General features: G+C 39.0%; 9 protein-coding genes. 4 read left to right on the forward strand and 5 right to left on the reverse strand.

Annotated features, from left to right (window positions below):
• Positions 1-78: 78 nt before the first annotated feature.
• From V4596_11715 to V4596_11725, 3 genes are all read left to right on the forward strand, one after another.
• Entirely contained in the window at positions 79-5,052 is a 4,974-nt protein-coding gene (locus V4596_11715) for a HAMP domain-containing protein (protein ID MES2769802.1), read from the forward strand.
• Positions 5,042-7,099 carry a response regulator gene (locus tag V4596_11720; protein MES2769803.1) on the forward strand — a complete coding sequence of 686 codons (2,058 nt, stop codon included), beginning with the start codon at positions 5,042-5,044 and terminating at the stop codon, positions 7,097-7,099. Before V4596_11715 ends, V4596_11720 begins: the two co-directional genes overlap by 11 nt.
• A gap of 136 nt (positions 7,100-7,235) precedes the next feature.
• Positions 7,236-7,727 (forward strand): hemerythrin domain-containing protein, encoded by a 492-nt coding sequence (locus V4596_11725; protein ID MES2769804.1) that lies wholly within the window; start codon positions 7,236-7,238, stop codon positions 7,725-7,727.
• Between the two features lie 10 nt (positions 7,728-7,737).
• Here the strand turns inward: V4596_11725 and V4596_11730 are convergent, their stop codons facing one another.
• The 3 genes from V4596_11730 to V4596_11740 all read right to left on the reverse strand — a co-directional run bounded on the left by V4596_11730 (position 7,738) and on the right by V4596_11740 (position 10,530).
• The gene (locus V4596_11730; protein ID MES2769805.1) at positions 7,738-8,391 is read right to left on the reverse strand and encodes a hypothetical protein; all 654 of its coding nucleotides are present in this window, start codon (positions 8,389-8,391) and stop codon (positions 7,738-7,740) included.
• Positions 8,392-8,412: 21 nt separating this feature from the next.
• Positions 8,413-9,615: a GAF domain-containing sensor histidine kinase gene (locus V4596_11735; protein ID MES2769806.1), complete on the reverse strand. Its 1,203-nt coding sequence runs from the start codon at positions 9,613-9,615 to the stop codon at positions 8,413-8,415.
• A gap of 168 nt (positions 9,616-9,783) precedes the next feature.
• Positions 9,784-10,530, reverse strand: a complete 747-nt coding sequence (locus V4596_11740) for a YoaK family protein (GenBank protein ID MES2769807.1) — start codon at positions 10,528-10,530, stop codon at positions 9,784-9,786.
• A gap of 160 nt (positions 10,531-10,690) precedes the next feature.
• Between V4596_11740 and V4596_11745 the strand changes: the two genes are divergently transcribed.
• A complete protein-coding gene (locus V4596_11745; GenBank protein MES2769808.1) occupies positions 10,691-12,889 on the forward strand; it encodes an MFS transporter in 2,199 nt (732 codons plus the stop codon).
• 20 nt (positions 12,890-12,909) lie between these two features.
• Here the strand turns inward: V4596_11745 and V4596_11750 are convergent, their stop codons facing one another.
• Both V4596_11750 and V4596_11755 read right to left on the reverse strand, forming a co-directional pair.
• Positions 12,910-13,341 carry an MAPEG family protein gene (locus V4596_11750; protein ID MES2769809.1) on the reverse strand — a complete coding sequence of 144 codons (432 nt, stop codon included), beginning with the start codon at positions 13,339-13,341 and terminating at the stop codon, positions 12,910-12,912.
• Positions 13,341-13,949, reverse strand: coding sequence for a hypothetical protein (locus V4596_11755; protein MES2769810.1), 609 nt, complete (start codon positions 13,947-13,949; stop codon positions 13,341-13,343). Before V4596_11755 ends, V4596_11750 begins: the two co-directional genes overlap by 1 nt.
• Positions 13,950-14,022 lie beyond the last annotated feature (73 nt).

Consider the following 14,022-nt stretch of genomic DNA (forward strand, 5'->3'; position numbering starts at 1 on the left):
TTTTTGGTGTGGGATTTTCCTAAACTATAAGTTAGACCAATCCAAAAAAAATATGCCAAAACGCATGGGAGCGATTGAATGAGCAAACTGTCGAATGAATCACGCAAGACGAATTCGTTTAAGAAAAATCAACTTTCTCAAAAAGCCATACCAAAATATCCAGATCAAAAAAATAAAACTAACGGTACCAATGGAAATACAAAAATCCTTGGTAAAAAGAACGGTGGCGTTTCTGTAGAAATATCAGATTTTGACTTAGCAGATTCTAAAGAGCAACTCAGACAACTTCTCGCCGTTACCAAAGCTGTTCGAAAAGGTGATTTCAGCGTGCGTATGCCACAATTGAGAGAGGGCTTAATCTCTGAGATCGGCGAAGTTCTAAATGACATTATCGAAATGAACGAAAATATGGCCGATGAATTTGCGCGTGTAAGAAATACGGTGGGCCAAGAAGGTAAAATGACTGAGAGGGTTTCTATGGGCTCAGTCAAAGGTGCTTGGTCGACCAGCGTTGATTCTATTAACTTACTGATTGGTGACCTTGTGCAACCGACCACTGAAGTCGCAAGGGTTATTACCTCGGTGGCAAAAGGCGATTTGTCACAAAAGATGTCACTTGAAATTGATGGAAGAGCCGTAAAAGGGGAATTCCTAAGAATCGGTACCACGGTGAACGCCATGGTGGATCAGCTGAACTCATTTGCGTCCGAGGTAACAAGGGTTGCGAAGGAAGTGGGTACCGAAGGTAAGCTCGGCGGTCAGGCCGAAGTGAAAGGTGTATCTGGTACATGGAAAGATCTAACAGACAACGTGAACGGTCTTGCGAACAACTTAACAGCTCAAGTGAGAAACATCGCAAAAGTTACGACAGCGGTCGCGAAAGGTGACTTATCACAAAAAATTACAGTGGACGCGAAGGGCGAGATCTTCGAACTAAAAAATACAATCAACGTCATGGTGGATCAGCTTTCATCATTTGCGGCCGAGGTAACTCGTGTGGCGAAAGACGTGGGTACAGAAGGTAGACTGGGTGGTCAGGCCGATGTGCGCGGAGTATCGGGTACATGGAAAGATTTAACGGACAACGTGAACGGTCTTGCGAACAACTTAACAGCCCAAGTGAGAAACATCGCAAAAGTTACGACTGCGGTTGCCAATGGTGACTTATCACAAAAGATTACGGTGGATGCTCGCGGTGAGATCTTGGAATTAAAAAATACAATTAACGTGATGGTGGATCAGCTGAGATCATTCGCTGCCGAAGTAACGAGAGTTGCGAAGGAAGTGGGAACGGAAGGTCGTCTGGGCGGTCAGGCCGATGTAAAAGGTGTGTCTGGTACCTGGAAAGATTTAACGGACAACGTGAATGGTCTTGCGAACAACTTAACAGCTCAGGTGAGAAACATCGCAAAAGTTACGACTGCGGTTGCCAATGGTGACTTATCACAAAAAATTACTGTGGATGTAAAAGGTGAAATCTTAGAATTAAAAAATACGATCAACACGATGGTGGATACACTAAGATCATTCGCTTCTGAAGTAACGAGAGTTGCGAAGGAAGTGGGTACGGAAGGTAAGCTCGGCGGTCAAGCTGAGGTGAAAGGGGTTTCTGGAACATGGAAAAACCTAACGGACAATGTGAACGGTCTTGCGAACAACTTAACAGCCCAAGTGAGAAACATTGCAAAAGTAACGACTGCGGTTGCTAAAGGTGACTTATCACAAAAGATTACAGTGGATGCGAAGGGCGAGATCTTCGAATTAAAAAATACAATCAACGTCATGGTGGATCAGCTGAACTCATTCGCTGCAGAGGTAACGAGAGTTGCGAAGGAAGTGGGAACAGAAGGTCGTCTGGGCGGTCAGGCCGATGTAAAAGGTGTGTCTGGAACTTGGAAAGATTTAACGGACAACGTGAACGGTCTTGCGAACAACTTAACAGCTCAAGTGAGAAACATCGCAAAGGTAACGACTGCGGTTGCTAAAGGTGACTTATCACAAAAGATTACAGTTGATGCCAAAGGCGAGATCTTCGAACTAAAAAATACAATCAATACGATGGTGGATACACTCAGAAGTTTCGCTGCCGAGGTAACTCGTGTGGCGAAAGAAGTGGGTACAGAAGGAAAACTTGGCGGTCAGGCCGAAGTGAAGGGGGTTTCTGGGACGTGGAAAGATTTAACGGACAACGTGAATGCCATGGCCTCAAACTTAACGGTTCAGCTGCGGGACGTGTCGAAGGTTGCTACCGCGATTGCCAATGGAGACTTAGGACAAAAAATTACAGTGGAAGTGAAGGGGGAGATCCTTCAAATTAAAGACGTGATCAATAAGATGGTGGATCAGCTGAACTCATTTGCTGCCGAGGTAACGAGAGTTGCGAAGGAAGTGGGTACGGAAGGTCGTCTGGGTGGTCAGGCCGATGTGAAGGGAGTTTCCGGAACATGGAAAGACTTAACTGATAATGTGAACTTCATGGCCTCGAACTTAACAACACAAGTGAGAGGGATCATCAAGGTCGTAACTGCGGTGGCGAATGGTGACCTTAATCAAAAATTCGTACTCGAAGCAAAAGGGGAGGTTGCAGCGCTTGCTGAAACGATCAACTCAATGACAGATACACTTAGAACATTTGCCGATCAGGTGACTACAGTTGCGAGAGAAGTGGGTATCGAAGGTAAACTCGGAGCTCAAGCTAGAGTGCCTGGCGTGTCTGGAACGTGGAAAGATTTAACGGACAACGTGAACTTCATGGCCTCTAACTTAACAACACAAGTGAGAGGTATCGTAAAAGTTGTAACTGCGGTTGCGAATGGTGACCTTGGGCAAAAATTCGTACTCGAAGCGAAAGGGGAGGTTGCGGCGCTTGCTGAAACAATCAACTCAATGACAGATACACTAAGAACATTTGCCGATCAGGTGACTACAGTTGCAAGAGAGGTGGGTATCGAAGGTAAACTTGGAGCTCAAGCGAGAGTACCGGGCGTGTCTGGTACATGGAAAGACTTAACGGAAAACGTGAACCAGCTTGCGGGGAACTTAACTTCTCAAGTGAGAGCGATCGCGGAAGTTTCTACTGCGGTAACAAAGGGAGACTTAACTCGCTCTATCACGGTGGAAGCACAAGGAGAGGTGGCTGCCTTAAAAGATAATATCAACCAAATGATCGGTAACTTAAAAGATACAACGCAAAAAAACAACGAGCAGGACTGGTTGAAAACCAACCTCGCGAAATTCTCGGGCATGATGCAAGGTCAAAGAAGTATTACTTCAGTGGCTCAATTGATCATGTCGGAATTAACGCCGCTCATTGATGCGAGCCATGGAACGTTCTTTATGTATGAAACAGAAGATAAAGAACAAAGCTTAAATTTGATTGCAAGTTACGCTTTCATGGAAAGAAAAAATGTATCTAATAGATATAAATTAAAAGAAGGTCTTGTTGGTCAATGTGCATTTGAGAAGAAGAGAATTCTTCTTACACATCACCAAGAAGATTATATCAAAATCAGTTCAAGCCTTGGCGAATCGAGCCCGAAGAATATTGTCGTATTGCCTGTACTTTTCGAGGGAGAATTGAAAGCGGTGATTGAGTTAGCGTCACTCAAACCATTCTCTCAGAACTATATCTACTTCCTGGATCAGCTCATGGACTCTATCGGGGTTATCTTGAACATGATCTCATCAAGTATGAGAACAGAAGAACTTCTACAAGAATTACAACGTTCTAACGTGGAACTAGAAGCTCAAGCAAAAGAACTTGAAGATAAAGCGAAACTTCTTGAAGTTAAAAACAACGAGGTTGAGCTTGCATCAAGATCACTCGAAGAAAAAGCAGAACAATTGTCTCTTATTTCGAAATACAAATCGGAATTCTTGGCAAACATGTCGCATGAATTGCGTACCCCACTCAATAGCTTGTTGATCTTATCGAAAACTCTTGCAGAGAACAAAGATAAGAATTTGAGTAATGAACAAGTGAAGTTCGCAAGCACTGTGCATTCAGCAGGACAAGACTTACTTGCCCTCATTAACGAGATCTTAGATCTTTCTAAAGTTGAAGCCGGCAAAATGCCAATCAATCCAAAAGCCGTACCGCTCGCAGAAATTCAAGATTACTTGGAACAAACATTCCGGCCAGTAGCAGAACACAAAGGTTTGGAGTTCATGGTCGATGTGGACAAATCGTTACCTAAGAATATGTTCACTGATGAAAATCGCTTACAACAGATTCTTAAAAATCTTCTTTCAAATGCATTTAAATTTACTGAAAAAGGAAGTGTCCGTCTGGAGATCGGAGTAGGACATAAACGCGAGGGTGATAAATCCACTAAAAACAAAAACAACATTATGTTTAAAGTCACCGATACCGGCATCGGAATTCCTTCGGATAAGCAAAAACTTATTTTTGAAGCTTTCCAGCAAGCAGATGGTACTACGAGCAGAAAATATGGTGGAACTGGCCTTGGTTTAACAATCAGTAGAGAGATCGCAAGACTTTTAGGTGGATTTATTGAAGTTGAAAGTGAACCTGGACAAGGAAGTAGCTTTATACTGACTCTTCCTCTTAAATTCACAGGCATTGATAGCTCTCCAACGAATTATGTAGAAGAGCCAATGACAATAGTTGAGGATGTTCCTCTCGACGCAGACTTTACAGGATATAATATTTTAATTATCGATGATGATCTAAGAAATATCTTTGCGCTGACTACAATTCTTAAAAGCCGTGGTATGAATGTTGTGTTTGCGGAAAATGGCAAAGAGGGAATTAAAACTCTAAAGCAAAATGCAAATACCAATCTGATATTGATGGATATGATGATGCCAGAAATGGATGGACTAGAGGCAACAAGAGAAATTCGAAAATTAAAAGAATTCGAACAACTTCCCATCATTTCTCTTACGGCAAAGGCAATGAAAGGGGATAGGGAAAAATGTTTACAAGCAGGAGCGTCGGACTACATTACGAAGCCTGTAGATGAACAGCATTTACTCTCTATTATGTATAACTGGCTAAAGGTAAGAGAAACGGGTCTGTATGTTAACTAAAGACAATCAAAAAGTAGATGTTCTCATAGTTGATGATAGAGAAGATGGACTTATGGCTCTCGAGGCAGCGCTATGCATTCCACATATCAATCTTGTGAAAGCTCAATCTGGAGAAGAGGCTCTAAGTTATTTGGATAAGTATAACTTTGGAGTTCTGCTCTTGGATGTTCAGATGCCAGAGATGGATGGTTTTGAGTTAGCCGAAAAAATTCGTAAAAAAGAAAAATACAAATTTACGCCGATTATTTTTGTCACAGCAATCAATAAAGACGATCGTTATGTTTATAAGGGTTATGAACTGGGAGCTGTAGATTACATTTTTAAGCCTTTTGATGCTCAAGTTTTGAATTCTAAGGTGAGTATATTTGTTGAGCTTTATCTCAAATCCTCACAATTAGAAAAACAAGCGGAAAAAATTCGGGAAAGTGAAAGAAAAGAAAGATATCAAAAGCTAGCGGAGTTGGAGATTGAAAGTCTAAAGCGCTACAGAAATTTGGCTAACTCAATCCCTCATATTATTTGGAAAGCGCGTGATGATGGTATTTTCAATTATTTCAATCAAGTTTGGATTGATTACACCGGTCTTTCTCAGGATCAGAGTGTAGGGCTAGGTTGGCAATCTGCCATGTATCCGGATGACCTCAATCAATTTTTAAAAAATTTAATTTTATCCATGAACTCAGGCGAAGGCTTTGAAATCGAATGCAGATTGCGTCGACATGACGGGCAGTACCGATGGCATTGGTTAAAGGCATCGCCAGAACTTCAAGGAAACTTTGTGACGGCGTGGATTGGTACATGCACGGACATTCATGATAGAAAGTTGGCAGAAACGAAATTAATTGAAGCTGAACAGTTGGCAGTATCAGCAAGTGTTGCAAAAACCAGTTTTTTAGCGAATATGAGTCACGAAATAAGAACACCCATGAATGCTATTCTTGGGTTTTCGGAACTTATGCTCAATCCCGATCAAGATGAAGAAGAGAGGCGTCACTGCATTAACACAGTTCATAAGTGTGGAAGACAGCTTTTGGGATTGATTGACGAAATCTTAGATATTTCAAAAATTGAAGCTGGTCGTATGGAAGTCGAAAAAATAGATTTTAATTTAGGAACTCTCCTAAAAGATTTATCTGCACTTATGAAGGTTCAAGCAGAAAGTAAAAATTTGAAATTGGAATTTGAATTCTTATCTAAAATTCCTGAATTTATAAATACAGATCCTACGCGTTTAAGACAAATTCTTGTGAATGTGATCGGAAATGCTATCAAATTTACTCAAGTCGGTGAGGTCCGTATAAAAATGGCTTGGAAAAATGAAAAAAATAATCTAGGTTCTCTAGAAATATTTGTTTCGGATACTGGTGTTGGAATTGATAGTGAACATAAAAATAAATTATTTAAACCATTTGTTCAGGCAGATAATTCAACTACGAGAGTTTTCGGTGGTACTGGTTTAGGTCTTTTTTTATCTAGAAAGTTAGCTAGAGCTTTGAATGGTGATTTAACTTTCGAAGAAAAAGGTGGTAACCGTAAATCTCTAGGGTCCACATTTTTGCTTAAGGTAAACACTGAAAATATAAAAGATGTGAAATTTATCCAAAGTCTCCCAAAGGATCAGATGGAAACTAAAAAATCTACTTTTCAAAGTACAGAAAGCCAGCTGGAAGGACTTAAAATTCTTTTAGTTGAAGATTCAGAAGACAACCAAGATATAATTACATATTTCTTAACCCATGCAGGTGCTCATGTTGATATTGCCGAAAATGGAGTTGAGGGTGTTCAAAAAACCCTAGAGGGTGATTACAATATTGTTCTTATGGATATCCAAATGCCTAAAATGGATGGCTATCAAGCAACTAGCGAGCTTAGAAACAAAGGATATATGGGGCCCATCATTGCTTTGACGGCCCATGCTCTAAAAGAAGAAAGAGATCGTTGTCTAAAAGCAGGTTATACCGAGCATATGACAAAGCCTGTGAATAGAGTGACGTTGATTTCAGAAATTGCACGATTCGCATCAAAAAGTAGACATCTAGTCTCTTAATTCCACAAACAAAATCCCAATTTGCCTCAAAGAGTAAAAAGCATTGAAGGTTATCGGTTCTTGGCCCGGCATGCCTATTGCTCTGGTACATCTTACTCTATGAAGAGTAAATCATTATACGCCTAGGAGGTTTTTCATGAAGCATGAACTTATATCTGAGATGAAAGTGGACCATAAAAAATTAAAAGAACTTTACAAAAAAGGCCTTAAAAAAACTACAAGCTTGGAAGATAAATTAGAAATTTTTGAATCCTTAGCGCCGCTGGTAAAAGCTCATGCAAAAAGCGAGGAGGCTGTTCTATATGCACCAACTTGTGGTATGGATGAGACTAAGCACGAAGCTTTGGAAGGTTTTGAAGAGCACGGGCTGGTTGAGCTCTTGCTTGAGGAGATGAAGTCCGAAGGAAATAATGACAGATGGGAAGCGAAATTCACAGTGGTTTGTGAGCTTCTGGATCATCATATTGAAGAGGAAGAGCAAGAGTATTTTTCAAAAATTAAAAATATTTTTTCTCACGAAGAAAGAATTGAAATGGGAAAAGAATATAGAGAAATGTTCAGTCGCCTCATAGATGCCCAAAAAAATATTCTAGAACCAGAAGAATTTGAGCATTTGAGAAATCATTAATACGAAATCATTAATTTTGAAGCTTACGCCAGAATTTTTCGACCAAACTATTTTGTGGAACATAAGTTTTGAATATCTCTTGAGCCTCAGAGAGAGACTTTTCTTTTGCTTCGAGAACTAGATCTTCGAAAAAAGACTCTGTCGACGCAATTGCTAATGATGGAAAGCTAGAGTCTTGGATTTCACCCACGGCAACGATATCAAAGTGTTGCCATAGGGGTTTCATTGCCTTTTCATAAGTTCTCTCAAAGTATTTTCCTTGAAGATGGGTAGCCTCTTTCAATTGCTTAGTAGAGAGGGGAGAGTCCATTTTCAAGCAATCTAGGATTTGCATAGATTCTCTGGTTTTTTGATTGGAATTCCACTCCCGAGATAAACGATAGAGAGATTTGAATAAAGGTTTAGAAAAAAATGTTGCTCGCCCAGAGAGCCATTTGCTGTAGATGACTTCTCTTGAGCTAGAAAGCTCTTCTCTTAAGTGCCAAAGTTTAGCCACTCTATTGTCACCATTTTCGTCCCATTCCCACTTCATTTTGCTTCTTGGGTAAAGCTCTTTCCAGATAGAGTTGTACTCATTTTTATTTTTGATTGGGAATACAAGTAAAATGCCATTTTTATTTATGGCATTTAGAGCTTGGATTTTATCGGAAGTTTTTTTAGACATTCCTTATTCTTATAATAAGAATCATCCAGTTGGAAGGCTAAAGTAGAATGTTGAACCTTCTTTAACTTTTCCATCGGCTTTGACTTTACCGCCATGAAGTTCAATGATCTTACTCACAGAATAAAGTCCTAATCCTAATCCTGGATAAGCTTTTTCGTCGTGGAGGCGGCTTAAAGGTTTGAATAGTTTTCCTGCGTCTGCTGCATCTAATCCCACGCCGTTGTCTTTGACATAGAATGTAGAGAAATTTCCTTCACTCTCAGATTTTCCCATTTTTATTTTTAAAGTATTTCCATGCTGTGAAAATTTAAAAGAATTATTAATTAAATTCTCCATAACTATTCTAAGGAGGATTGGGTCGGCCAAGGCTTGAAGGTCTTTTTCGATTTCTAAAGAAACTTCCTTAGAAGGATACTGAATCATTAAAGAATCTATAATGTCCTGGACCATGCCTCTAAAATCGATAGTTTTGGGCTGAATATTTTCACGAGATGCACGATAAAGACCTAGGATCTTTTCCACTTGAAGCCCTAAATTTCTTGTACAATCCTTTAGTGATTCTGCGTAGCATTTTGTTTTGTCATAATTTTTTTCACCTAAGCTCACCAACATAAGATCTGAAAGTCCTGTCAATGAAGTTAAGGGGCTTTTAAGATCATGGGCAAGAGAGTGAATATAAGCTTCGAGATCCTGATATTTGCTTTTGAGATTTTCATTCTGCATCACCTTGTCTTTAACTGAATTTCTTAATTCTAAATTCTCAATAGAATTCGATACGAGATCTGCTAAGATTTGAAGAAGCTCAACTTCCTCAAATGAAGGATGAGTTATTTTTTTCCAATAATTCCCAATGGCTCCAATAGGAGAATCTTTTCTAATTAGAACCATGCAAAGACTTTTTACAAATGTTGGCTTATAAGCATCATGAGGAATGCGGTCATCTTTATAAATATCGGTGATGATCACAGATTTCTTATTGATCATTGACCATCCACTGATACAAGAACTCATGGGAAATTTTTTGCCTTTCCAGAGAGTAGAGATCGCGTCTTCGTCAACGTAATAGCAGAGATCATTTTCTTTTAAAACAAAGGTTGCACCGTCAGAGCCGACAAGCTTTCTCGCTGTCTCGGTCACAATCTGCGTGATCGCTTCAATGGTCGAAGCACTCGTGAGACGAGTCGCTGTATCTACAAGAATTTTGGAAGAAGATTCGCTAACCATGATGTTCCTTAAAAAATATTTTATTAACTAATAATATTTAATATAATAATATTAGAATGAAATTATTTTATTTGAAACAAAAAATATTTATATGTTATTAGTTTATTTTAAAAGTTTATTTTATAGATCGGACCGCACCTAGGTCTAGAGATGTTAGATGAGGAGTACTTATTTTTTGGTGGCGTAAGGTTTATATACTTGGAAATAAAGCATCAGCCAGAATAATAGTCCGGAAGTAATAACAGGAATCAAAAATCCCCAGTACTGAAAATGAGTGAAGACAAATCCTGCGACAACGGAGCCTAATAAGAAAAAGCAAATGATCCCAACTCTCATGAGGTTTGCCTTGCTGTCATCAATGTTATAATCATATTTATCACGATTGAAGTAACGAATGATTCCGATTCCCAGATCTGTTGTGATGCCTGTGAGATGCGTTGTTCTCACTACAGATTTTGATACTGTTGTGATGGTTCCGTTTTGAATTCCACAAATTAAACATAAAAGGGCAAGAAGTGTATAATCTCTTGAGTAAATTAAAGGTTCTCCGAAGGCTCCAAAATAACTTAGAATTCCGCCTAAAAAAACAATGATGGTGAGTAAAAAAATCAGTCCAAATGTAATGTAGTATTTCGGTTTTTTATGGAGCTTTAGTCTTAGGTCTACGAGGAGTCCGCTGAGCATGGCGCCGAACAGAAAAAAGAGTGGAACGGCTAACATTCCAATGGCGTGATCGCTTTCAATTTGATTGGCCTCATAGCCAAAAAAAGTAGCAAATCCTGTAACGTGAGAAACGAATCTATGGCAAGCCATAAATCCACCCATATTTAAAATACCAGCTTGAAAAGCCATAGACATCCAGATGCCAATGTTGCTGCGATTGTAATGGGAGATGGATTCATTTCCAAAAAGCACGATTACCTCAAATCTTAGTCGATATGTAAATGGTAAGCAGTGGAAGAGCATTTGTAAACAGAGAGTTTAAAAAAGGCAAGGTTTTGCGAGAGACATGTAGAACTCGTTACGATAAGTGAATATTCCTTGATCCCAACACTCATGAATGTAGAATTGATAGATGGGAATCATCGCGAGAACGCTCATCGGCATCAGCTATCTTACCGGCTTTTTAGTGAGCCTTCAATTTATCAAATCTCAAGCTGTATTTTTAGCTCATTATAGTGCCAAGGAATTAGTGTTTGCTGTTATCTACCCAGTAGCACTTTGGTTCTTTATTTCTTTTGCGATTCGTAAAAATGAATTTAGAAATCAATTTGTCAAAACATTTATACCGGTCTTCATCTGTGCTGCCATAATTCTTTGTTCTGTGATTACCCAAGTTGAAAAGAATATCAATTATGTTTTTGTTTGGATTTTTATGGCAGGCCTATTCTCAGAACTGATGAGATGGGGATTGAATGAGATGCTAGAGCGGTACGTCAGCCCTTCAAAGCTTGGTGTGGTATTTTCTTATCAAGCCATGGCTCAAGAGGTGGGTATCGTAAGTGCTGTAGCATTTTATGCCTTTGCTCCTCATGTCAGCTTGCTGCAGGTGAGCCTAACGACAGCAGTTGCTGCAATATGTATTTTAGGAATTTTAATAACATTTTTAAATCCTAGACGTTTGGAGTTTCATTTTATTGCTAGAAAATCAAAAGACTTTAAATTTTTTGATAAAGCTTATCAGCCAATCTTCTTAAGTTTTTTATTGATGGGACTTTTTGCTGGCGTATTTAGAATGTCGCAAGACAATTTGGTAAATGATTTTTTTAAAAGTCATACTTTGAACCAAGTAGAGTTGCAGAAAATCATTTCCAGTGCCATGCTTATTGGGAGTTTTTTGCAAATGATCGCAGCTTTTATTAATGGGAGAATCATTGAGAGAAATCGAGTTTCACCGATTCGAGTGATAGCGTCGACTTGGGCTGTGCATTTTGCGGTGGGTGTGTTTGCAATCGTTACGCAAACATTGTGGGGCCATATTTTATTTATGAGTATGTCAAAAGGACTTGCGGGATTTTATTATCCAGCGCTCAATAGACTTTCAGGGTCTTTTAAGTATCTGACGGGCTTAACTTTTAAATCCAATCATATTTTTGGGACAATCATATTTGCGGGTATTGTCTTTGCATTTATTCCGCACGGACCGATGGTTTTACCAGTTGTTCTGGTCGCAACATTTTTATTGGTGTTGGGACAATTATTGATTTTGAGAAAGAAAATGATCCCTACATTAGAAGAAAATATAAAGTCTGAGCATGTGGATGAGTCGGTAAGGGCGGCAATTGGTTTGTCTTATCTTCAGCCAGACGATTATGTAGAAAAGATGTCGGAGATTTTAGATGAAAAGCCTCCTCAGCTTTTGAAAAAGCAGATCATCTTGGGATTAGGATATTCTCATGATCCAAAATCTTATGATGTTTTATTGCAAGAATTTAGATCAGATAAAGAAGAAATTCAAATCACAGTTCTTGAGGCGCTTAAAGTTGCAAAATCATACAAGGCAACAAGATTTGCGTTGGACTTAGTCTTATCGAATAGAAAATCTTTAACTCCCAGAGTTCGCTTGAATGCTGCACAAATGGTGGTGGCACTTTATGGTGAAAAAAGTATTCCGATTCTTATGTTGGGCCTACAGCTTGAAGATCCAAGACAGCTAGCAAACGTTCTCGAAGCCTTGTCACAGTTTAAACATCTTGAACTTGTGGATATTTTTAAAGGCTTCGTAAATTCGGCGACTCCGAGGGTGAGAGCAAATGCACTGATGGGACTTTCGCAATTTCCGGATCAAAAAGAATTTTATAAAGAGGAAATACTAAAAACTCTGGGTGCGCCAGGTATGGAAGAGCTAGGGCATAAAATTTCTATTTTCTATTTGATTGGTAAGAATAAAAATCAAGAATTCAAGGATACTTTAATTAGATTGTTAATCGCACAGATTAAACAACCTGAAGAATATAAAAATTTAGATGCTCAAAGCCTCTCTTACATCCAGACGCTCTCATGGTCACTTTTGAGGTTAGGAGTAAAAGAAGGAAGAGATGTTTTCTTTGATCTGCTCCAGGTCACTTATAGGCAACCTAAAGCTATGTCTTTACTTCACTTCATATTGCAGCTCGATCAAAATGAAAGATACGATACTCTCGATCAGTGGATCAATGAGTCTGAAACGCCTCCCGCAACTCGGGATATGCTCCTGGATTATTTCGAAAAATCAGGTTTCAATCTCGAAGAAGAAATCGAATATCTAAAATCCATGAACCTTGTAAAATTTTAAGACATCATTAAAAATTTAATCTACAAAAGCTGCCATAAAAATTTCGACCATAAGAGTAATAAGATAAATGATCCGATGGTGAAGAGTCTCATTCTTAGCATGAGTTTATTTGTTGTTACGTGAATGATGGCGTGACCGTATCTTGCGGCAACGTAGCCCCAAGAGAAATAGAGTGTCACATTGTCGGCTTCGTTTGTGAGAAGTAAGAGAGGAATCAGAGCATAAAATAAAACTGGTTGTTCAAAGAGGTTGTTATAATGTCTTGTTGCCACTTGAACATCTGTTGGAATGAGAAAAGGTTCTTTTTGTTGATAATCTTTGAAATAACCAGGAGGGATTGAGCCATTGCGAATGGCTGCAAATCTCCTTTTTCCCATCAGTACCATAATACCAAAAGTTAAAAACACGAGAGCAATAACTGGATAAATATGATGAAGTTGGAGTGTGCTCATTATCTACAGAAACCTTGATGAGTAATCACTCTGTTTGAATATTGTTCGACGCCTTCAAAGCCACCCGCATTTTTTACTTTGTTTCCTGGGCTCATGAGGTTGAAGTGAACCACTTGAGTTGTGTGTCTATCAAAATAACGCACGTCCTGACGGCCATGAACTGTGTAGTAAACCAAACGGCAAACATGTTGATTACCACTGATGTAACATTCTTCTCTTTGAGCTTGATAAGTACAGTTTTCCCATCCCCATTTTTCTTCAGAGTCGACATGAGTGGTATTTACGGAACCTGCAGCATCATAAGGTTGGCCACTCAATTGAGATGAAAGTTCAAAAGAACCATTTTCTTGTGGTAGTGGACTACCTTTTGGAACTTTAAAGGAAACTTCTAAAGCTTTCTTTTGATTTGGAATAGTAACTTCAAGCTTCACTTCTTTTTTATTTGGAAACTTCAGAGCAGCTTCCCATTGTCCAACAGGTAATGTCGTCGTCCCTTTTTTAAGGTTGAAAGTTAAAGCTTCCGTGTTTTTCAAAACACCATCAATTGTTTTACTACATGCAACTACAGCTAAAATACATAAAGCACCAACTAAAAATTTGCGTAACATAATACCTCCCCGATATTTCCCAATATCAAATTACACATAACCAACCCTGTCAACTTACCAAAAGGCGCTAAGT

It is taken from the genome of Bdellovibrionota bacterium (assembly GCA_040386775.1).
Taxonomy (GTDB): Bacteria; Bdellovibrionota; Bdellovibrionia; order Bdellovibrionales; family JAEYZS01; genus JAEYZS01.